The organism is bacterium, assembly GCA_041648665.1.
In the GTDB taxonomy this organism is placed as follows: domain Bacteria; phylum UBA10199; class UBA10199; order 2-02-FULL-44-16; family JAAZCA01; genus JAFGMW01.
The window spans coordinates 25,201-44,584 of sequence record JBAZOP010000003.1 but is presented as its reverse complement, the minus strand read 5'-3'; the positions used below and the strand labels follow the sequence as shown (position 1 = coordinate 44,584).

Here is a 19,384-nt window from a genome sequence, read left to right as displayed (position 1 = left end):
ACGCTACCTCTTCCTCGTGCTCAGGTAGACGAGCCCACCAACCGCTGCGATGATGACCACCCCGCCGATCAGCCACGCCGTCGTGGAGCCGCCGTCTGTAGACGTGCTCACGGGCGTGAACTGCGCCTGGATCGGGTTGAACTTGGCCGCGATCATCTGCGCGCCGAGACCCTGAAGCGGACGACGCAGAGCTGCGGACACCAGCGCCGCGCCGTCAGCCGCGCCCATCCCGCGAGGAATCGGCTTCGGCCTATTTGTCGCCATGAAGATTGACTGGCTCGAAACGCCGCCGAAACCGGAAAGCCGCGTCCTCGGAGCCTTCTTCGCCGGGATAAACACTGTGGTCATGGCGCAGATTCTATACTGCAACCCCAGATCCTCAAAGTTTCGACACGCTCAGGAATCCACGGGGTACGTCTTGAAAGTGACGATCTTTCTGGCCATCTCAGCGTCCCGGGTGCCCGCAACTGTGTCCAGGATGATCCATTCCTTGCTTCGCGGCTCACGGATTCTAGGGAACACGTGGGTGTAAACGCCGGGGGTCATGAACCCCGCCACGACGAACTCGACTTCCCTGCCCAGCACGAGCCCCATGGTCGCGAGCAGCACGGTCACGCAGTCGCAGTCCACCAGGGCCTTGCCGGTCTTCTGGACCTCGGTGAGGACCCGGAAGGGAGACTTCACCTGCTCGACATGCAGCGCGTCGTTCGTGTACCGCAGGAAGGGCGACTTCGCCCAGCCGTACAGCGCCAGGATCTCGGAGAGGTAGTCCTTGGGCGAAACGTCCCGGATGATCGCTTCTGTGCACTGCCGCACGAAGAAGTTCTGCTCGCCATCAGGGCCGAGCGCGTAGTCCCGCATCAGCGCAACGGTTTGCGGGGTGCCCTTGAAAGTGCCCAGGGAGGCGGTCCCGTCGTTCGTCAGGAGGAGCGGCATGCCCCTGATTCTACGCGATGGCGCTCAGAACCCCAAATAGCGAGAAGCCCGATCGCCGTTGCGGGCGATCGGGCCACTCAAGCAGGAGCAAGCTGCTACCCGCATAGTACGCATCGATCGCGCGGCGTCAAGGCCGGGTATCGAACAATCTATCGACACACCTGAGCCCGCCGAACGATCTTCTGGAAGAGGGGGTTCATCAGCGCGTTGGGGTCGCGTCGCGACTTCAGCAAGTGCACGACCTCGTCCCCATTCATACAGGAAGGCGTGGACCGCCCGCGCCCGGGGAGCCGCAGCGCGAGCCCCGCGACAAGCGCTGAACGGTTGAGCCCGGCGTGACAGGTGACAAGTACACGCATGTTCCGGTCGAGCGCTTGCCGAACGAGGTACGCCGCGGACTGCACAACCTGCTTGTCCTTGCGGCTCAGCTCCTGCGTGTCGTCGAACCCCGCATGCACAACGGTCACGCCCGGGAAGTTGTACGACTTCGGCTGGTACTCCTCCGCGCACAGCACGAGCACGTCGAACTTCTGGCGAAGCCCCGTACTCGGCGGAGGCGCGCTGCCCACCCACAGATTCCCCGTGATGCGATCGGCGTCCATCCTCAACCCTCGATCTCGGCAAGTGCTTCCGCTGCCGCGGTGGTCAGACGGCTGGTGTGATGCTCGACGCGAGGGGCAAGCTGACTCCACCGAATCAGCTGCGCGGTCGCGTCCTGCTTGTCCCCGCGCTTCATCGCTGCGGCAAACCTTCGCGCAGCCAGGACACGCTGCTCGTGCGCGTTGATCACGTCGCGCTCGATTTCACAGAGCTTGACGAGCCGGGTGGCCATCTCCGTCAGCTTCGCCCAGAACTCCTCGTCCGACATCGGCTCGGACTCATCATCCTTCACCGCATCGGCCATCGCACCGATAACGCTCGCCGGAAAAACGGGCGCGCTCTCCGCCTCTTTCGTATCGACGCTGCTATTGTTCATCGAAGCCCCTTTGGTCGCGCCTTGCCCTTGCCGAGACATTCGACGAGGCAGGAGCTTGAGCCAACATAGCCGATCTTTTGCCCCATTGCGACCTCTGCAATCGCATCGGCCACACGCTCCACCTCATCGTCCGATCGCTCTTGCCACTGACGCAGGAGCTTGCGGAGTCCTTTCGATGGAAGCTCGGGCAGGATGACCAGCGCCCCTTTGCGGTACCAGCAGTACCCAGGCCTGGACACATCCACAACGTGGCCCAGCTCGTGAGCCATGATGGCCTGGATCGACGGCACGGGCAGGTGCACCATCTCGGGGGCGAGCATGACCTCGCTCGCGTCCGTGTACGTCTTGGCGAAGTGCCTGCACGAGTCGTGCGCCGAGCTATCGATCACCAACCGACCGAAGCCGTCCACGTCGAAGCCCTTCCTCTCGAACCGTTCGGTGACGAGCCGCCAGTGAGGCTCCAGCACCTCCCACGCTTCTTCGTCGGAGATTGCTCGCTCGACCACGAACTACCCCCGCCGGTTGGCCGAAAGCTCTGTGACGACCGGCTGGATGCCGCCGATGATGGCCTTCTGCTCCTGCGACATGACGCCGTTGCGCGCCGCCGTGCTCACGAGCCGTTCGGCTTCGGTCGGGGTCATGTCGAACAGCAGCATCGCGCGAGGGTCGCCGCACTGGCAGAACGCGCGCGGGTGAAAGCACTGGTGCTTCTGGTTGTACTGCCAGATGGTCGGGAAGATGTCGGGCCTGTGGATCCTCTGGCCAACCTGCTGCGGCAGCAGGCCGTAGCTCAAGCAGTACAGCTCCGCCCATGTCATCTCGACCTGATTGACCGCAGAGCAATACTCGCAGTAGCGGCGCTTCTTGTAGCCGGTCCCATCGCTCGAAGGAGCGGGGTCGTCCATATCGCCGAGCGCTTCGGAACCGGCAAAAATGCCGTACTGGGATGGGTTGAGTTCTTTCGCCATGTTCGGTTCTCCTATCGTCCAACTACTACAACGGCGCGAGGCCCGATACAACCCTCACGCCTGTGTACGGGGTGATCGTATGCGCGGGCACGGACGATTGCCCACCGATGCCGAACATGACGCTGAACGGGTAGTCTTCGGAGCCCGGCTGCGGGATGCCAGCGGCGATGTTGAAGTCCCAGTTGCGGGGCGTGAACGTCTGCGGCTGAGCCGGGTCCACGTAGTTGAACTTGAAGACCTCGACCACGAACTCGTTGCCAGCGCTCTTGATCCACTTGGTCAGGTGCGTGGCCTGCGTCGGCCTGAAGCCGTTGGGATTTGCTGGAGCGGGCGTGATGCCAGGGAAGTTCGGATCGAGCACGCCCTGCTGATGATCCATCGTGTGCATGTCGCCAGCCGCCATCAGCGAATAGCCCGGGTACAAGGGAGAGGCCCCGACCATGCTCGCGCTCGCCGGGACCGATGCGCTGTCGGGCAGGATCGTGTCCAGCTGCGGTGGGTACGCAGGTGGCACCGCGGGGATCATGTTCTGCTCGGGCTTGCCGTAGATGATAGCTTCGCTCGTCACGGGCATGAGGTAACGGTTGCCCGCAACCAGGAGCTGGACGCCCGTGACTTGGCTGATGCGCCCGTAGACGGTATCGACACGCGTATCGGGGCAGGCAAGCGTCGTCTTGCCAATCTGGTAGGCCTTGCGTTTCCGCCTGTTGCGCACCCAGTCCGCGGCGCTGCGCCACCGGAAGAGGATCTTCCAAACGTACATCCACTTGTCTGCCGGGGCCGGGTTCTCGGCAGGTACGATCGGGATGAAGAAAAGCATCGTCGAACCGCATGCGACCGGCACGAACTTCGTCAGTACGGGAGAAATCCCGTCCGGGGGAGGATCGCTTCTCGCTTCATCGTCGAGGACCGACAGATCCGGCGTGTTGACAGCAAGCGGGACCGCGGGCGTGGGCCATGTGAAAACGACTGGGACGTTCCCGCCGATGCCGTCGTAGTCGATCTCGAAGTTCCAACCGGGACGAAGTAGCCGCTCGGTACCGAGTTCTGCCGTACTCTTCCTTGCTGTCACGTGATCACCTCCGGAGGCGCGTATTGTACGATCATTCCTCGGGGCCGTCACCGCAGTTTTCTGTGCACGGCTTGAGCCACTTCGGCGTGTGGTTGGCGATCGCAGCAGGCAGACGGCCTCCCTTGAGCTTCCACATCCAGTAGCCGCCCCCGCCGAGCCCGCCGAGCCCGGCCAGAAGCCTCGGGAGCGACTTCGTCAGCGCAAACTGCCCGATCTGGTTCACGCCGATGCCCAGAAGCCCGCCCGAAGCAGCGCCCTTCCAGCTGCCCGTGGCGGCGTAGCCTAGTCCCACCCCCAGACCGATGACCAGCAGGCGGTGCACAGCATCTACTGTGTCCGTGCCCGCAACGGCCCCCACAGAGGCGTGCTGCCACGTGGGGGCAAGCCTGGGGTGCGCGTAGCTGCGAGCGGATGGGGGCGCGAACGGGTCGTTCTGTGGGTTGGTCCCCGGAGCCACGAACAGCGGCTCCTGCTGGCGCGGACTGCCCTGCCCAGGCTGAGCCATGGGCTGCTGCTGCATCTGCGGCTGCATGGGCTGCTGGAAGGTCTGCTGCGGAGGACCGGCATCCATGCCCGGGATCTGAAGAGGAGCCCTCGGGAAAAGCTCGGAATCCGACCATTGCCTCTGCCCAGCGCCTTCGTAAGTGAACTCATCCATGGCCGAATAGTACCCCGTGTTACGAATTTCGTCACGCGCGCCGTCGCCCTACTGCGTCTCCCTGTAAGCGCCCGCGCACGGTCCCTGCACAAGCTGCTCTGCGTAGTAGTAGATCGCGTCCGCGTTGTTCGGCAGCGACGTGTACGAGCGCAGGGTGGTCTGTGCTGCCGGTTGCGAGCCGCTGATCCAGTAGCGCCACCAGCCGCCGGGGAGAGCCTCTGAGCCCGCCGACACGTTGCCGTAGACTCCTGCGGTCAGCGTGGTCAGCGCGCCCGTTGCCGGGTTGAAGACCGCTGAGCATTCGCCGGTCACGGTGTCTGCGAGGTGCAGCGTGAAGGCCGTCCCCACGGATGCCTTCGTGTAGACCGACTGCGTGTACTGCGCAGCGGGGTTGGCGGTGACGGACTGCCCGATGACGGCTGTCGATGCGCCTGCCGTTGCGGTGAGAAGGTCAACGACGCTTGGCGTACCGAACGGGCTCGCAGCCACGTTCGGTGTGACGGTCAGGTTCGCCTTCGTCCACAGCGCGTTGTCGAACTGCTCGCTGTAGCGCAGCATGTTCAGCAAAACGGACGAGGGCAATTCGCCCATCGTGGGGTTCAAGCAGCCCTGGTACACGCTGAACGCAACGGTGGGATCGCGAGGGTCGTACAGGCAGAGCTTGTCGCCTGCTCCACCTTGGAAGTGCAGCCACGCCAGCCCCGTGTACGTCGCGTCAGCCGCTGGGCCACCCGTGGTTGTGTCAACCGTGTACGCGCCGCCCTTGATCCATTGCTGGAAGCGACCATCGGACACGCGACGCGCAACGGTGAACTGGTACGTCGTGTCCACAGCGTAGAAATTGTTGGCGGTCACCCACAGGTTTGCGTCGATGATGCCCGCAGTGTAGCGGCTCATTCTCACGCGCCGGTTGTCGTCGAGGATCGTGCAGTACCCATTCGACCCGGCGAGCGCAGTGCCTACAGGCGAGCGCGATGTCCCCAGGACAATGCGTGTGTCAGAGGGCAACTGGTGCTTCTGCACGTAGAAGGTGTGCGTACCGAACGAGCAGTCCGGGATAGGCACGACAGCATCTCCAGCCGTCACGCACTCCAGCCACCTCTTGCCGTCCGAGGTCTCGCTACACTTCCAGGTGCCATAGATAACATCCCACGGCCCGATCTTGCCGCCCGCTCCCACGGACGCCACCAGGGACACGGGCACGTCCTCAAGAGTCTCGCGAAGGAGCAGCTTCTTGGCGAAGTTGTTCACGTAGGCGGCGCGAGCTTGGGTGGGGGTCAGGGCAACGCCTGAATAAAAACGTAGGCCGTGATGCGTTGCTGGAAGTCCTGCCACTCCAAGGCCCTGCCCGGTGTACAACTGGCGCGCTGCCAGATTAGCCGTTGTGGCCGGGAAGTTCGAGGCGAAGGTTAGTGGCACCGACTCGCCGTCAATGTAGACCTGACCCTTTTCCGGATTCGTCGCTCCAGGGCCGTTGAACACGCACAGCAAATGCTGTCGCGTTCCTCCGCGCAACTGTGCTGTCGTCGTCGCCGCATCACCAGTTCCGTTGATGACGCGAAATGCAAGTTTCTGCGGGTTGGCAGCAGCAATGATGTTACCTATGGCACAACCGTCAGCGCCACTGATTCTCCAATCAATGTAGCCCACGGCAATGTTTCCAGCGGGAAATTCGAGCCAGTGTTCCAGGCTGAAATACGCCGCGCTGTTTAGTGGAGTAAACGCACCCCAGTCTACACCATCATTAGTAGAAGATGTCTTCTGCCCCTCCCCGTTCTGCCCCGGGATGACGACGCCCGTGATCGTCCCCGGGTAGTTGTTCGTCAGGTCACGGATCCGGCGCGTGGTGCCGTTCATCTCGGATCCGAAGTCGGTGTCCAGCGCGATCCCCGCCGCCGCGTACTCGGTCGCGTTCTTGGAGGGGTACTTGTAGACGAAGCCACGCCTCGCCAGATCCTTCGGATACGTCTCGCGTAGCCAGTCAGAATAGAGCCGCGCCGACTCCGCTGCCGTTAGGAACGTGTTGCTCGCCACAAGCTCCAGCAGCGGCGACGGGTTCGCGAAATCAACCACCGCATCACGCCCCACGATGAAGTTCTGACCCGCTGGCGTCGGTGTCTTCACCATGGCAGCCGCAGATACGACGTTCCCCCCGTTGAAATCAGCCCACACCTGCCCGCCAGTCCAGCGCACGCACCATGTGTTCGCGCGCATCCTAGCCATCTCGGGCGTGAGCGATCTGTTGACCGCAAGAACATTGCCTATCGCATCCCCCACTTGAAACACCAACCCACCACCTGCACCAACGAAGAAGCAGTAGCCGTTCGTCCCAGCACCGTAGTTCATCTTGCGGAACAGCGCGTGGTCCACACCGGAAGGCGGCGCAACGAAGGCGCAGAAGAACGCTCCGGTGGCCCCGAAGTCGAGCTTCGCAGCGGCTCCGTAGTTCAGGCTCCCGCGCGCAATCGGCGTTGCAATGCCCCGGCCCTTCTCGCTTTCGATCCACATGGGCGTATCAGCCAGGGCAGGCGCAGCAAGCGGAGACGGGCTCAGGTCGAGCAGACTCCCACGCTGGTAGCGAAGCTCCAGTTGCAGCCGGGAGGCCGCGCGCAACTCGTTGACCATCGTGTCAGCCACGGATCGCCTCCATCGCTTCCTTCTTCTCCCGCAGCCACTCAGTCCACGCGCGCTCCTGCGCGTACAAGCGCTCGATGTCCGCTTCCGTGAGCACGGGCGGGTCGGGGAGGTCAGAGACCAGCTTGGGGCGATCTAGCATGAGAGGTCTTTCGTCAACCGTTGGTGCATGATGCTCGCCTGCTGGCCCGTGAAGCCGAAGGGCCAGACGGAAGCGTGCGCCATGATGCCAGCCGTCGTATCGTATGCGACCACGGGGTCTCCCATGGCGCACCAGTCCGTAGCCGTAACAGGAGCGGCAATAGCGCCTGGACCAGCAACCAACCGACCGTCCCAGTACAGAGAAGCGAGACCGGCAGCCGACGAAAGCATTAGAGTGTGCAGTCCAGCCATGAAGACCGCTGCTGTCACTGGGCCAGCCACCCCGCCCCAAAAGCCATAGAGGGTTTTGGTGCCATACACAACGTAGAGAAGCACCTCCCCGGCACCGATAACTCCCGTACCTATCTGCATGATGGAAGCTGATGCTGCGGCCTGCGTGTCTGGAAATATCCATTGGCAAACCAGCGTGCCGTCACTTCCGAGCGCTGGAATAGTCCCGCGCAGATAACGCAAATTCGTCGGGCATGTCATCCCGTGGCGCAGGTTGACGCTGGGGCTGACCAACGCGGGCATCCTCGCAGCCGTCGTTCCGTCACCAACGAGAACCGTGCTACTGGCCGAGCCCAGGTTGGGCGTGACCATGAGCCCCGCATCGACGTACGCTACTTGCAGCGGCAACCAGATGAGGGGGCGGCTCACGGCGTGATCTCCCGGTTCGTGGTCTTCGCGTACCAGTCCGCAACTGCGGCAGCGTCCATCTCGAAATCGAACACGTAGGCAGCGTAGAGCTTGAAGCCAGTGCGCGCGTACTTCACCCCGGCCAGCCCGAACACTTCCAGCGGGCCGTTGTAGATGTTCAATGACGCGGGGAAGGCTCCAGAAGCAGAAGGAAACGCGACCGGAGCACCGTTGAGGTACGCAAGAAAGCGTGCCCCAGGTCCACTGTACGTGAAGGTGAAATCGTACTCCGAGTTCGCCAAGATGCCCGTGTAACGATGAATACGATCTGCTCCTGCGGGATTGGCGAGACGACCATCCAAAACGCCTGCCCCATACGAACCAAACCAGAACGAACCATTGCCCGCTGCTGTGTAGCGAGTCAGCGGCATGTTGTCATTGAAGACGTTCGCCCCCGTGCGGAACTTCACGCGCCACGTCGCCCGCGTCGCGCCGATGAGCAGGTTCGTAGCGTTGCCGCTGAACCGGATCAGGTCCGTGTTGTCCCCGCTCGCCGTCACGCCCTTGTTGATGACCGGCGCACCAGCTATGACCACGCCTCCCTGGTCCGAGACGCACAGCGAGTTGTAGAACTCGCAGGACCAGACCAGTCCATCCCCAGCGACGTGTACGGGCTGGATGCTCATCCGATCACCTTGGGGTCGCCCTCAACCGGCTCCAGCGGCTTCGCTTCCTCGACCGGCGTGACGACGGCTGTCTTGTCTGCCTTCACCGCCGCCACCTCGCCGCGCAGCTTCGCCACCACGTCGAGCCGCATTGATGCAACGCGCTTCACCACGTCCGCATCGCTGATGCCCGGCTCCGCAAGCAGCAGCGCCATCGCCTCCCGGTATCGCTTCGGCTGAATGGGCGCATCCTGCGCAGGCGGCTTCACCACCGGCTCTGCGTGCGCAGCGTCCTTGATCTCGGTCTCGCTCAGCCCGCCTGCAACCAGCGTCGGGGCCAACTCTGCAATCGTCTTCGCCATGATTCACCTCAGATAACCGCAATAGAGCCGTCTACGTTCCTGGGCTGGTACTCGCAGTAGAACTGGATGGCCCCGGTCGTCGGGTTGTCCGTCGTGGTGTAGACGTACTCGATGTCCGTGTTCACGCCGAACTTCTGCTGCACGATGAACTCGGTGTCAGCCGTGCTGCCTTCGTATACCGGGTCGGTGAAGCCGCACGCCGCAGCGTCGCATACGGCCAGTGCCAGGGTGACAAGCCCCTTGCGATTGATGCACGTCCCGGCGACCTTCCCGCTGAGGTCCGGCCCAGCCAACAACGAAATCTGCTTGGGGGCACCTCCCGCGTCGTTCAAGCGGAAGCTGGCGGCTGTGTGATTCGCGCCGATCTGTGTGCTCACGATGCCCCACAACCGCAGGATGCGCAGCACCCCGGTGATGCGGAACACAGGCACGTAGATGGTGCCGAGCGCCCCCACCAGCGTCTTGAGGTTGGCGGAAAGAATGATCGTGTCGTTGATGCCAGAGCGGAAGCCCGTCGCACCGATAGCCATGACGATCTCCTAGTACCCGTAGGTGAGTTCAGCCGTGAGGACTTGGCCCGCAGCCCCGGGCATGGACTCACAACTAACCTGAAACTGAATGGTCGATATCGCGTTGTCCGTCACCCAGTCCAGGAGTTGCTTCTGGTCTACGTCCAGGTCAAGCTCGTAGACGTGCGGCTGCACCTTCACGAGCCACGCTGCTGCTGTCGAATCCACGACCTTGCACGGCAGCGCAAACTCCTTCGCGCCACCAGCCGACGTGAGGGCAAGTGCACGGAACCTCACGTTGACGCAGGTGTTGATGTCCACGTCCACCTGGAGACAGAACGTCTTGTACCCCTGGCAACCGATCTCAGGGCCGAGGTCTGCCCACGCCACAGCGATGTTCTGCGCCGCCGCAATCACGTTGATGGGAGTCAGTACATTTTTCGACCACAAAGGCGCGATCTCCGCAACGCGGTTGTCGTTGCCAGCCGCGTCATACGCCTTGTCGCGCGTGTAGTCGTATCCGTCTGCGTCAGTGCCCGGCGCGCACCATTCGCCATCCGATCCCGCGCTGTTCACGGGCACGTCCCGCCGCACACGCCCGCCCTTGGTGATGTACTCGCCGGATACGTGCGCGCTGTCTTCCAACGCTACGCCCTTCTCCGGCCCGCTCCACATCACCTCCACGAGCGTTGCTGCAACGGGCACAGTGATGACAGTGCCGTCGAGCGCGTTGACCGTGATGACTCCCGCCGCGATGCTCAGGATCGCGTTGCGCCCCTGCTCCCACACAAGCGGCTTGGTGGTCGCATCAATGAACACGCGCACCCGGCAAAGCTGCGACGAAATCGGAGCCGTCAGGCCGGGCGTGATGGTGAACGTGATCGTGGTGTTCGCCAGCCGAACCGCCGTGCCGTCACCCTTGAGGGTCGAGTAGTTGTAGACGGCCTGCGTCGGGGCGTTGTCCCAGAAGTCGTGGGCGAGAATGCTCGGGCCAACCGCGTGGAACGTCGGGGCCTCGATTGCTTGGTCGCCATCGAACACCGGACGGATGTCGAGCGTGCCAGTGATCGTCGGAGCTGTGCCCCCCACGAACTCCACAGTCGCGTAGGCGTGTGTCCCGTCGAAGCTGAACCGGCGCGACTCCTGCGAGTTGATGTCCGTCGCGTTCATCCGCATCTCTCCGCAGATGTCCGCAACACCCCCCGTGGCCCCGCTCAGCCGCCACACCCGAAGGATGACTTCCTGCGGAGCGTTCGCCACGCTGAAGCCAGGAGGGTATCCGATCTCGATCATCGGAGAGCTGACCGGGAACGCCACCCACGGACCCGTCGTAGCTGGCAGCAGATTGAGCCCGAGGATCACCAGCGCAGTGCCGCTGAGAACGATGTTGCCGGGCGTGTCCTTCGTGGCGAGCAGGAAGTTCCCAGGGTCCGTCCACGTTATGTCGGGCATGCCGACGTTGAGCGCGTTGAGGATTGCCGCTTGGCTGACAACGTCAGCCGCGATGAACGTGCACGTCTGCCCGTTGATCGTGACGGTCAAGCCGATGAGAGCGTTCACGGGGTAGACGAGACCGGCCAAGTTGACAGCGCCAGGGCCAAGCACCTGAATCACCGCAGGCGTCGCAACGTCAGCGATGGTCGCGGCGAAGACACGCAGCGTCTGCCACGTCCCCGCCGGGGACGGACCACTGAGCGTGAAAAGCCGCCCCCGGTCGTCTACGGCAATCCCGCTGTAGTCGCCGTTCGCGCTTGTGAGAATTGTCGCGGCAAGGTCGTTTCGCACCGCCAGGGCGAAAACGCCGCGGTCCCCGCTGACCGCTGGATCGTCCTCCAGGTGGGTCGCGAGCCCGATGATGTCAGGAAGAGCAAAATACCTAGGTGAGTAGATGCCGTTACCCATGGCGGTATCCTACATGATGATCAAGTTTCCTCACAACTTTCCGGCCCCTTCAGCTCCGGAACCGCGCCATCGGCAATCGCGCGATCTTGGCCGAACTCCCCGAGCAGCCCCGCCACCTCTGCGTTGATCGCCATCGAGTGCTCATCGGAGATGTCCACAACGTCGAGAAGAACGCAGTCCTGCTTGCCGTGGTCTCGGTCGGGTCGCAGACCGCGCCCGACGCACTGGATGTAGAGCACCTTGCTCTGCGTCGGCTTCGCCATGATGATCGCCTGAATACCCGGGTCGTCGTAGCCGTGCGTGAGAACTTGGCAGTTTATCAGCACGAGGAAGCGGCCCCGCTTGTGCCCATCGATGAGCACGCGGCGTTCGCGCGGCCCCATCTCGCCGTAGATCGCGTGCGCTTCGATACCCCTGCGACGAAAGGCGTTCGCGAGCGACACGGTGTGCTCGACCGTTGCGCAGAACCCAAGCGTGCGGCGCGGGGAAATCCTATCGATCCATGCCTGCACGATAGCGTCGTTCCGAGTCGGCGTGTTGATGCGCGAGGAAAGGCGACTCGCCGTAAAGTCCGTCTGTCCGGTCATCGCGTCGGACTTCGAGGACACGCCAACCAGGGTCGTTGTCGTCTGGAGCCGCTCGACGCGCAGCGGGGCCAGCCAGCCGTCCTCGACCGCTTTGTGCCACGGGTAGACGTAGGCGACGCTCTGCCAGCCCGCGTCGGCCAGGGATTTGTGATCGCCGCGGAAGGGCGTCGCCGTGCACCCCAGGTGGTAGGCCTCGCCGAAGTATTGAAGGACGCGCTGATAGCCGGGGGAGTTCGCGTAATGACACTCATCCACAACGACGAGCGAGAAGCGGTTCGGCGGGATGATGTAGAGCCTGCGCTTGCTCCAGAGCGTCTGCACGGAAGCCACCACAACGTCGCGTGACCACTCGTTGCGGTCTGCCTTGACGATCCCAGGACGGATCCCGATGCGCGCGAGCTTCTGAACCGTCTGCTCGACGAGTTCGTCACGATTCACCAGAACGAGGCAGCGCAGCCCGTTCGCGCGAATCGCGTGGATCATAAAGCAGAATATCCATGTTTTCCCAGTTGCAACTGGCAAGGCGATGAGGGTGTGGATGCTACCCGCGCGCCACTGGACACGCGTGCCGAGCACCGCCTCCCTCTGGTAGAGCCGCAGGCTGATGGCCATGGTCTACTGCTGCGACAGTTTCTTGTACTGCTTGAGGGACGCGGCCCCCACGTAGCGCGCGGCTCGCCCGGTGCCGACGACCTTGACGTGCCCGGACCCTCGCAAAAACCCCATGAACTGCCGCACGGCCTTCTTCTTGAACGGGCTCTTCTTGTCGGACGTGAGCGCGCAGAGCTTGGGGAGGTACAGCCCCTCGCGGTTCTCCATGAGGCCCCGGATGATCTTCGCCTGCTCAACGGCGGTCAGGTGCATCACAATCGAAAGGGGCATCCCGTTGACCGGGGTGCGCCTCACCTGCACCGGGCGCGCGGGATGTCTCCAGGACCGCGGGCTCGCCGACGCCTTCTCGACCGCGCGCTGGTAGATGTCCGGATGCTTGTCCGCGACCTCGCCCAGGATCGCGATGGCGACCCGGTACTCAGACTCGATCTGCTCGCAGTCCTCATCGAGCGTGGAGTCCCGGTCGATCTCCAGATCGCGAATCACCCGGTTCATGTCGATTGGAACGTCCTGCGGGTCGTAGTCCCTGTACGCGTCCTTCAGCAGCTTGCGCGCCGTTCCGAACTCCTCCATGAGCTTCGCTTTGTGAGTCCGTATTCTGTTGTCACGCGCCAACCGGAGATGGGTGAGCAGGGCATCGAGTACACTTCGCACGGAAGTAGCGGGTTCTTCGTCGGCCATGGTTGGGAAGGGTACTGCGAAACGGCGATACGTTGCAAGGCCTATCGTGGCACCGCACTCGGGGTCATGTCGCAACGGGCGTTGAGCCACGCTTGCACTCGTCGCTTGGCTGCGTCGTCGAGCTTGTCGAGCGCGCGCATGATGGCGAACTCGTCAAGGATGGGCGTGAGCGCAGCCATCATCTTGGCAAACTCATCAGGGCTCAGCGGTTTGATCGGAAGCGGGACCGGGCCGGGATCGCCATCAGAAGGCCACGGGCCGATACCGGGCTCCAGCGGATAGGCTGGCATGCAGCCGTAATAGACGGCCTGTCCTTCTCCAACTTTCCAGGGCACGCCACGGTCGATTGAGTTCATTGCGAGATGATACGATCTTGAAATCGGGTGTCAACGGGCTACCGCTTGCCGTACGCGCCTTCCATGACAGCGAGGCCGAAAATCAAGGTACAAAGCGCGACCCCGCACCCGATGAGCATCTTGGTGCTCGTGTCCATCTCGCCCAGCCCATGGAAGCCCGGGTTGTAGTGCCGGTACGCGTGGTATGGGCTCTCGAACTTCCTGATGATGCCCGTGGTGCGGCCTGCGTCGTCCTGGACGATCATGAGCCCGAGCCCATGCAACCCGGGGTGATACCACGGGTTCGGGGCGAACACGGGCTCCCTGGTCGCAGCATGGTGGAAGAGCGGGCGAGTAGGGTAGGGGTCGCGCTGGACGATGAACATGCGGAGATTATACGCGAAGGACGAGGTGAAGCGGTAGGCAGGGGAGAAAACAGATCCACACGTCCAGCCACTCGCCGCGTCGCTTCCAGAACACGCCGACCCAGAAGTCCTGGAGCTTGAACTCGAACTTGGCGAACTCCAGGGTCATCAGCTGTCTCCGGAACCTCGGACCTTCGCGATGGCGTCCTGAGTTGCTGCATCGACCGCGGGCGCTCCGAGCGCGTACGCAGTCCAGACCTCTTCTGTCTCCGCCCACCACCGGACCGCTGTACGCACGTCTTCAAGGCTCGCCATCTGCGCCAGGACACCGATCGTGCCGCCCAGAATCTTGCAGCACTCCCGGCTTGTGAGCTGTCGAGCTTCTCGCGTGTCGAGCTTCGGCTTGTCTGCCATCTTCCTTCCGCCTTTCTTCGATGGGGAGTGCCAGGACATTTTTCACCCCATCGTGTCCGACAGGTGCTTCGCGCGACCGTACAATTCGGCCTTGATCGCCGCCTCGATTGCGCCGCGCCTGCCGATGTTGCGCTCCTGCTCGCTCGCGTCTTTGTGAAGCGCGATCTCTTCCTCGATGGCTGAGACCGATGCCCACGCGAGTCGCTGGTTCTCCGGGTTGGGCTCGTGCTCAGCGAGAATGATCGCTATCGTGACCCTGCCGTTCAGCTGGGCCAGTGAGACCGGCAACACGCGTTCCTCGATGTCTGTCAGCTTCGTCATTGCTTCCCTCCCTCAGTTGATCGGCAACTCGCCCTGCCCATCGGGCGGGTCGAAGTCGTCATCATCGTCGTCCCGTTCCTTCTTGGGATCCGGGGCGGGCCGCTCCGCAACTGGCCTGCGCTGCATCCGCGGCATGAGCACCTTCTTCTCCGGGATGTCGTCCGCGTCCTCGAACCCGATCGCGCCTTCCTCGCGCACCAGCTTCTTCACCGCCGCGTTTGTCAGCGCGCGCCCGTAGCCCAGGTGGACCTGGATCTCGGACAGCGTCACGCCGTGAGCGGCCTTGCCTCGCACCAGGAGGAGGATCTCACGCGCAGCTTCCTCGATCAACGCCTGATTGCGCCCATGTTGGTCCTGCTCGTGCGCGGACAGGTCTGCCTCCAGCCGCATCGTCCCCAGGCCGTACACGCTCGTGTCCTGGTCCTCGCGGACATGGACCGGGAACTCGTTGGGCACGTTGCCGCTCGTGCGCTGTACAACCTCCACGTCGAGCTTGCCGCCGCGCATCTGCCCCGACAGGAACAGACCGCAGCTGAACCACGACGTGATGTCGGAGCTGCCGCGCACGCGCGCGATGGATGTGCGGGGGTTCTCGTTGTTCTGCTTGCCCAAGTGGTGCACCACCATCACGGACACGTCCTCGTCCAGAGCGAGCTGGCTGGCGGGGTTGAGCAGCGCCGAGACGACTTCCTTGCTGTTCTCGTCACCGTCCATGAGCCTCGCCAACGGGTCGTAGATGATGAGCTTCAGGCCGAGCGACCGCACCGCCGACTTCATCATCTCCTGATCCCGCTGGCGGTTCAGGCGCATCCCATGGCCTTCGAGGAAGTGGATCGGCAAGTCCGACATCAGAAGCCCCATGGCGCGGCACATCCGGTCCATGCGCCGCCCGATCTCGCCCGGGTCGTCCTCGCCCGCAACGATGCCCACGGGCCCTCCCTTCAGGATGCGGAAGCGGTCGTGTCCGAACAGCGGACGACCAGCTGCTACGCATATTCCAGCATGGCAGACGATCCACGTCTTTCCAGACTTTTGTTCTGCTGCCAGCAGAATCTTCGCCCGCTCGGTCCAGAGATTGGAAACCTGCCAGTTGATGGGCTTGCTGGCCTCTCGCTTCAGGTCTGTGGCCGACCTCCACTTGGGGAAGTTGCGCTCGATGGGGTAGTCGGCCCCCGCGCGCACCGGGCTCGCCTTGTCCTCGACCATCTGCCGGATCTTCTCCGAGTTGGGGACGAACGTCGCGGGCGGGTCCATGCGGTCCTCGTCATCCACGCCCTGCACGAACGCTGGCATCGGCGGCGGGCGCTTGCTCTCGCGAGGGCTCGGAAACGCAGCAGGTTCCTCCGAGTCGTCGCCGGGCATGCGCCGAGACGGCTCGTCTGCTTCCTTGATCGATTCGTCTACCGGCTCCGGAAATTCAGCATCGTCTGCGCTCATAGGTGGCCTCCAAACAAAACTCCGTGCAGAAGCAGGTGACATTCCCGGCACATCCAAACGATGTTCCTTGGATCCGAGTAGTCAGGATGGTGGGCTTGCGCGTACGGAGACCCGCAGCGAATACACGGTTCCCTCTGCAACTGGCCCCTCTTGATCAACGTGTGTGTATATGACCTACAGCAACTACGTCGGCGCTCTTCTTCGGACAATTCCGAGTATTTTGGCCTGTTTGCGCGCATGTAAGCAGCTCTACAGGCCCGGCACCACCTCATACCGAAGGCGCGCTCGTTCAGGCCGCATTTGGGGCAAATCAGAGGACCCGACACCCAGTCCTTGTACCTGCGTGCCACTGGCTCAGTCGATTCTGGCCCATTTGTCACTTCTGGCTCAGATTGGCCAACATTGTCACCAGAATCCGACTGGATAGGCACAGGTGGCTCATTTGTTGGCTCAGAAATGTCATCAGTGACAAACTGTGCCTGACCATCGAACAGTTTGGCACCACTTTCGGCACCTTGTGAGCCACCTTCTGCCGTCTGTGTCGATTTGTGCCCTACGCCTGTGTCGCTATGTGCGCTGACACGTCTCCCTTTGGCCATTTCTGCCTGCTCCCTTCCCGAGAATGATTACCCCTCGCTCTTGTCGCCCTGCTCCCGCTTCTTCTGCGCTCTCTTGACCGCGAACGGCAACCCGGCTGGGGCATTCGCGGGACACCTGCCCTGAAGCGGACATGTCCACTGAGGGTCAAGGTGAAGGCAGATCCTAGGCCTCCCCGTGATCGCCTTCCACATCCGGTCTAGCGCCCTTGGATCGTGACGCTTTGGGTCAAGCTCACAATACGCCTCGAACAGCTCCCTGCCGTTTGCGAAGGGGCGGAAGTTGGTCATCATCCCGAACCAGAAAACGTACGGGACGGTCCCAGCCTCCTCCTCCAGCCGCTTCACGGCGGCGCAGTGGTTGATCATCTCCTGCACGCCGCCATCTGTCCCATCGCGGCACGACGGCTCCGTGGGGCCGCTCAAGGCCGCTCCTGCCAGCAGCTTCGCCTGCCGTTCGGTGTTGATACCGAAGGTGCGCAGCACCCCCTCGATGTCGTCGGTGTCCATCTCCCGGGCTTCGGTCACAACGTCGAGCTGCACGTCCTGCGGGTACGGGAGCCACGTGTTCGGGTTCAGAGCGATGGTGCCGCCGTTCTGCACCGCGTACCGCCCCTGGTACGGCAGAGCGAGCACCCCATAGCCATGTGACGGTGGCCATACCTTGTCGCAGGCGCTGTCCTGGTTCAGGTCGGACGAGACGGCGAGGGCGACGTACATCGCTCGCGCCATCCAGCTGGGCGTCTCCTTGTTGAACAGCGTGCGGACGTGGCAGCCCTTGGCGCTCTTGCTGGTGTGCACGAGCACCGGGATGTCGAACACCTGACACGCTTGCACGAAGCGCTTGGCCGCAGCCAACGGGCGCTGACCGGACACGTGTGCGTCCAGATCCAGCCCCACGGCTGTCGTCATCCCCTGGTCGTCTGCGCTCACGGCTCCGAGCAGGCGACGCCCGCGTATGTGCTCGACCACCTCTTGATCGGTGGGGGCGCGGCGAACCTGAACGTACTGGTTGCGCTGGTGGACGTAGCAGGCGAAGCGGCCTGGATGGGGGTTGAGACGACGTATGACCTGGACGGCTAGCTCAAGACGATCGGGGGTCATCGACGCCACCCACGGGCAGGAGCCTCACCTCCCTCGTCCCATGGATGTTTTTGCGGCTTTCTGTCGAGACACGTTGACCTTGCAGTAGCCATTGCAACTATCTCCCGCTCGTTGTGCCTGGACCGTCTACGATACGCAGCCACGCCCGTTCAGTCAATCATTTCGAGCCTGTTTACCGATGATTTTCTGTCCGTGACATCACGCACATCAGGTTGAATGCGTGGCGATGCGTGGCACTACGTTACGTGTCACTCAGAGTAGAGAGAGATAGCTTGAGATGCTCCTAATGCGTGGCTACCATGCCATTATGAGCGTTTACTTCATGCAAATTCCCGGGGGTGGACCAATCAAAATCGGGACGACAACAGGAACGGCGAAAAGCCGTCAGAACGAGATACAGACCGGGTGTCCATGGGAGTTGAATGTCGTCGGAGTCATTGCCGGTGGCGTTGAAACGGAGCACAAATTCCATCGTGTTTTTGCGCACTACAGAATCAGAGGAGAGTGGTTTGCTCCCGGGCCAGAGATCATTGCTCTTTTGAAACGAAGTGGATTTACGCCAGAGGAGCCGTACGACTGGACGATTTTCTATCGACGATGCCCGGATCCATCGGACATGTCGAACCTCGTCAACTCCGAAAGAGCGTCGTTCTACTACAACCCGTTGTGGATTTGCTGGCGAGCAAAGCCTCCTACAGTCTTCGAGATGGAGCACAAGGAACTCATCAGAAGCATCGTCCGACAACAAAGACCAGACAGCGTTCTCATCAATTCCGGAGCGGTGACCAGAAACATGGTCGAACTCGTCATATCTCCGTCGATAGGAACGAACGTTCTGAACTTCATCAGCCACTGCAAGTCGCTCACGTCCAAGCAGTTGCAAATCAAGTTCGGGTTCAACCAGTCGGACGTATGGCTCCCTGGATACGCCTGCATCGGTATTGGGATGGACGTGGCGATCGATAAATTCGCGCCCGTTCTATTGACCGAAGCCTTGCGCCGAGGCCCCGTCGATCCCATCGCGATCGAGCCCGACTAGAACGCTTCCAGCTATCAACCAATCCGTCGCGCGCTTTGTGTGTATAGCGCTCACATTATGCTACCTATTTTGAAATCGTGGCACGCTACGTTCACTTTTCACTTGTGGACCCCATCCATTTTCTGGCCTAATAGGGATCTACCTTACGTCGTGGCGTATTTCCCGATTCGCCATAACGCTTCGTGTTCCCAGTGAGTGCCCGTAGGGTACGAACGTTTGGATGAGACCGAGGTGTTTCCTCGAATCGGGATCTGGATCAGTTGGTGATATGTGTATCCTCGTTCCGAGAGGATGGCATCGGAAGGGGAGGACGCCGCTTCAGCGGGATGGTTGGATCGAAGCCTCTGCTTCACCCAGAACGCTAAAGCATGATCCTCGCCTGCGAGATCGGAAGGCGCTTGGGTTGAGCTTGCATTTACCACAACGCTGAC

25 protein-coding genes are annotated in these 19,384 nt (G+C 62.3%); 1 reads left to right on the top strand and 24 read right to left on the bottom strand.

Translation table 11 applies throughout. From position 1 onward, the window contains the following. Nucleotides 1-3: 3 nt before the first annotated feature. The 24 genes from WC683_02400 to WC683_02285 all read right to left on the bottom strand — a co-directional run bounded on the left by WC683_02400 (nt 4) and on the right by WC683_02285 (nt 17,914). A complete protein-coding gene (locus WC683_02400) occupies nt 4-348 on the bottom strand; it encodes a hypothetical protein (protein MFA4971436.1) in 345 nt (114 codons plus the stop codon). 48 nt (nt 349-396) lie between these two features. Then, nucleotides 397-936 (bottom strand): hypothetical protein, encoded by a 540-nt coding sequence (locus WC683_02395; GenBank protein ID MFA4971435.1) that lies wholly within the window; start codon nt 934-936, stop codon nt 397-399. 149 nt (nt 937-1,085) lie between these two features. After that, entirely contained in the window at nt 1,086-1,538 is a 453-nt protein-coding gene (locus WC683_02390; GenBank protein MFA4971434.1) for a hypothetical protein, read from the bottom strand. A 2-nt stretch (nt 1,539-1,540) separates the two neighbouring features. Then, nucleotides 1,541-1,912: a hypothetical protein gene (locus tag WC683_02385; protein ID MFA4971433.1), complete on the bottom strand. Its 372-nt coding sequence runs from the start codon at nt 1,910-1,912 to the stop codon at nt 1,541-1,543. Beyond that, complete coding sequence (locus tag WC683_02380) at nt 1,909-2,418, bottom strand: hypothetical protein (GenBank protein MFA4971432.1); 510 nt, start codon at nt 2,416-2,418, stop codon at nt 1,909-1,911. The genes WC683_02385 and WC683_02380 overlap by 4 nt, the downstream gene beginning before the upstream one ends. A 3-nt stretch (nt 2,419-2,421) precedes the next feature. Continuing rightward, nucleotides 2,422-2,880, bottom strand: coding sequence for a hypothetical protein (locus WC683_02375; protein MFA4971431.1), 459 nt, complete (start codon nt 2,878-2,880; stop codon nt 2,422-2,424). Nucleotides 2,881-2,905: 25 nt separating this feature from the next. Continuing rightward, nucleotides 2,906-3,952, bottom strand: coding sequence for a hypothetical protein (locus WC683_02370; GenBank protein ID MFA4971430.1), 1,047 nt, complete (start codon nt 3,950-3,952; stop codon nt 2,906-2,908). A 31-nt stretch (nt 3,953-3,983) separates the two neighbouring features. Then, the gene (locus WC683_02365) at nt 3,984-4,610 is read right to left on the bottom strand and encodes a hypothetical protein (GenBank protein MFA4971429.1); all 627 of its coding nucleotides are present in this window, start codon (nt 4,608-4,610) and stop codon (nt 3,984-3,986) included. Nucleotides 4,611-4,658: 48 nt separating this feature from the next. Further along, complete coding sequence (locus WC683_02360; GenBank protein ID MFA4971428.1) at nt 4,659-7,247, bottom strand: hypothetical protein; 2,589 nt, start codon at nt 7,245-7,247, stop codon at nt 4,659-4,661. Further along, nucleotides 7,240-7,386, bottom strand: a complete 147-nt coding sequence (locus WC683_02355) for a hypothetical protein (protein ID MFA4971427.1) — start codon at nt 7,384-7,386, stop codon at nt 7,240-7,242. Before WC683_02355 ends, WC683_02360 begins: the two co-directional genes overlap by 8 nt. Beyond that, complete coding sequence (locus tag WC683_02350; GenBank protein MFA4971426.1) at nt 7,380-8,045, bottom strand: hypothetical protein; 666 nt, start codon at nt 8,043-8,045, stop codon at nt 7,380-7,382. Before WC683_02350 ends, WC683_02355 begins: the two co-directional genes overlap by 7 nt. Further along, a complete protein-coding gene (locus WC683_02345; GenBank protein MFA4971425.1) occupies nt 8,042-8,710 on the bottom strand; it encodes a hypothetical protein in 669 nt (222 codons plus the stop codon). Before WC683_02345 ends, WC683_02350 begins: the two co-directional genes overlap by 4 nt. Beyond that, on the bottom strand, nt 8,707-9,051 hold the full coding sequence (locus WC683_02340; protein ID MFA4971424.1) for a hypothetical protein: 345 nt from the start codon (nt 9,049-9,051) through the stop codon (nt 8,707-8,709). Before WC683_02340 ends, WC683_02345 begins: the two co-directional genes overlap by 4 nt. Nucleotides 9,052-9,059: 8 nt before the next feature. After that, a complete protein-coding gene (locus tag WC683_02335; GenBank protein ID MFA4971423.1) occupies nt 9,060-9,581 on the bottom strand; it encodes a hypothetical protein in 522 nt (173 codons plus the stop codon). 9 nt (nt 9,582-9,590) lie between these two features. Further along, nucleotides 9,591-11,462, bottom strand: coding sequence for a hypothetical protein (locus WC683_02330; protein MFA4971422.1), 1,872 nt, complete (start codon nt 11,460-11,462; stop codon nt 9,591-9,593). Nucleotides 11,463-11,482: 20 nt separating this feature from the next. Further along, entirely contained in the window at nt 11,483-12,661 is a 1,179-nt protein-coding gene (locus WC683_02325) for a DEAD/DEAH box helicase (protein MFA4971421.1), read from the bottom strand. 3 nt (nt 12,662-12,664) lie between these two features. Further along, nucleotides 12,665-13,342, bottom strand: a complete 678-nt coding sequence (locus WC683_02320; protein MFA4971420.1) for a hypothetical protein — start codon at nt 13,340-13,342, stop codon at nt 12,665-12,667. Nucleotides 13,343-13,383: 41 nt separating this feature from the next. Further along, entirely contained in the window at nt 13,384-13,698 is a 315-nt protein-coding gene (locus WC683_02315) for a hypothetical protein (protein MFA4971419.1), read from the bottom strand. 38 nt (nt 13,699-13,736) lie between these two features. Then, nucleotides 13,737-14,063 carry a hypothetical protein gene (locus WC683_02310; GenBank protein ID MFA4971418.1) on the bottom strand — a complete coding sequence of 109 codons (327 nt, stop codon included), beginning with the start codon at nt 14,061-14,063 and terminating at the stop codon, nt 13,737-13,739. Between the two features lie 7 nt (nt 14,064-14,070). Next, complete coding sequence (locus tag WC683_02305) at nt 14,071-14,211, bottom strand: hypothetical protein (GenBank protein MFA4971417.1); 141 nt, start codon at nt 14,209-14,211, stop codon at nt 14,071-14,073. Beyond that, nucleotides 14,211-14,456, bottom strand: a complete 246-nt coding sequence (locus WC683_02300) for a hypothetical protein (protein MFA4971416.1) — start codon at nt 14,454-14,456, stop codon at nt 14,211-14,213. Before WC683_02300 ends, WC683_02305 begins: the two co-directional genes overlap by 1 nt. Before the next feature lie 42 nt (nt 14,457-14,498). After that, nucleotides 14,499-14,777 (bottom strand): hypothetical protein, encoded by a 279-nt coding sequence (locus WC683_02295; GenBank protein ID MFA4971415.1) that lies wholly within the window; start codon nt 14,775-14,777, stop codon nt 14,499-14,501. Nucleotides 14,778-14,789: 12 nt separating this feature from the next. Then, nucleotides 14,790-16,214, bottom strand: a complete 1,425-nt coding sequence (locus WC683_02290; protein ID MFA4971414.1) for an AAA family ATPase — start codon at nt 16,212-16,214, stop codon at nt 14,790-14,792. A gap of 626 nt (nt 16,215-16,840) precedes the next feature. Next, nucleotides 16,841-17,914, bottom strand: coding sequence for a hypothetical protein (locus WC683_02285; protein MFA4971413.1), 1,074 nt, complete (start codon nt 17,912-17,914; stop codon nt 16,841-16,843). 307 nt (nt 17,915-18,221) lie between these two features. Here WC683_02285 and WC683_02280 point away from each other — a divergent pair, with 307 nt between their 5' ends. Then, nucleotides 18,222-18,953, top strand: a complete 732-nt coding sequence (locus tag WC683_02280) for a GIY-YIG nuclease family protein (GenBank protein MFA4971412.1) — start codon at nt 18,222-18,224, stop codon at nt 18,951-18,953. The last annotated feature ends 431 nt before the right edge of the window (nt 18,954-19,384 follow it).

Coding starts and splice junctions, on each gene's coding strand:
- WC683_02400 (MFA4971436.1), bottom strand. CDS start 348: ATGACCACAGTGTTTATCCCGGCGAAGAAGGCTCCGAGGACGCGGCTT.
- WC683_02395 (MFA4971435.1), bottom strand. CDS start 936: ATGCCGCTCCTCCTGACGAACGACGGGACCGCCTCCCTGGGCACTTTC.
- WC683_02390 (MFA4971434.1), bottom strand. CDS start 1,538: ATGGACGCCGATCGCATCACGGGGAATCTGTGGGTGGGCAGCGCGCCT.
- WC683_02385 (MFA4971433.1), bottom strand. CDS start 1,912: ATGAACAATAGCAGCGTCGATACGAAAGAGGCGGAGAGCGCGCCCGTT.
- WC683_02375 (MFA4971431.1), bottom strand. CDS start 2,880: ATGGCGAAAGAACTCAACCCATCCCAGTACGGCATTTTTGCCGGTTCC.
- WC683_02365 (MFA4971429.1), bottom strand. CDS start 4,610: ATGGATGAGTTCACTTACGAAGGCGCTGGGCAGAGGCAATGGTCGGAT.
- WC683_02355 (MFA4971427.1), bottom strand. CDS start 7,386: ATGCTAGATCGCCCCAAGCTGGTCTCTGACCTCCCCGACCCGCCCGTG.
- WC683_02345 (MFA4971425.1), bottom strand. CDS start 8,710: ATGAGCATCCAGCCCGTACACGTCGCTGGGGATGGACTGGTCTGGTCC.
- WC683_02340 (MFA4971424.1), bottom strand. CDS start 9,051: ATGGCGAAGACGATTGCAGAGTTGGCCCCGACGCTGGTTGCAGGCGGG.
- WC683_02335 (MFA4971423.1), bottom strand. CDS start 9,581: ATGGCTATCGGTGCGACGGGCTTCCGCTCTGGCATCAACGACACGATC.
- WC683_02330 (MFA4971422.1), bottom strand. CDS start 11,462: ATGGGTAACGGCATCTACTCACCTAGGTATTTTGCTCTTCCTGACATC.
- WC683_02325 (MFA4971421.1), bottom strand. CDS start 12,661: ATGGCCATCAGCCTGCGGCTCTACCAGAGGGAGGCGGTGCTCGGCACG.
- WC683_02320 (MFA4971420.1), bottom strand. CDS start 13,342: ATGGCCGACGAAGAACCCGCTACTTCCGTGCGAAGTGTACTCGATGCC.
- WC683_02315 (MFA4971419.1), bottom strand. CDS start 13,698: ATGAACTCAATCGACCGTGGCGTGCCCTGGAAAGTTGGAGAAGGACAG.
- WC683_02310 (MFA4971418.1), bottom strand. CDS start 14,063: ATGTTCATCGTCCAGCGCGACCCCTACCCTACTCGCCCGCTCTTCCAC.
- WC683_02305 (MFA4971417.1), bottom strand. CDS start 14,211: ATGACCCTGGAGTTCGCCAAGTTCGAGTTCAAGCTCCAGGACTTCTGG.
- WC683_02300 (MFA4971416.1), bottom strand. CDS start 14,456: ATGGCAGACAAGCCGAAGCTCGACACGCGAGAAGCTCGACAGCTCACA.
- WC683_02295 (MFA4971415.1), bottom strand. CDS start 14,777: ATGACGAAGCTGACAGACATCGAGGAACGCGTGTTGCCGGTCTCACTG.
- WC683_02290 (MFA4971414.1), bottom strand. CDS start 16,214: ATGAGCGCAGACGATGCTGAATTTCCGGAGCCGGTAGACGAATCGATC.
- WC683_02285 (MFA4971413.1), bottom strand. CDS start 17,914: ATGACCCCCGATCGTCTTGAGCTAGCCGTCCAGGTCATACGTCGTCTC.
- WC683_02280 (MFA4971412.1), top strand. CDS start 18,222: ATGAGCGTTTACTTCATGCAAATTCCCGGGGGTGGACCAATCAAAATC.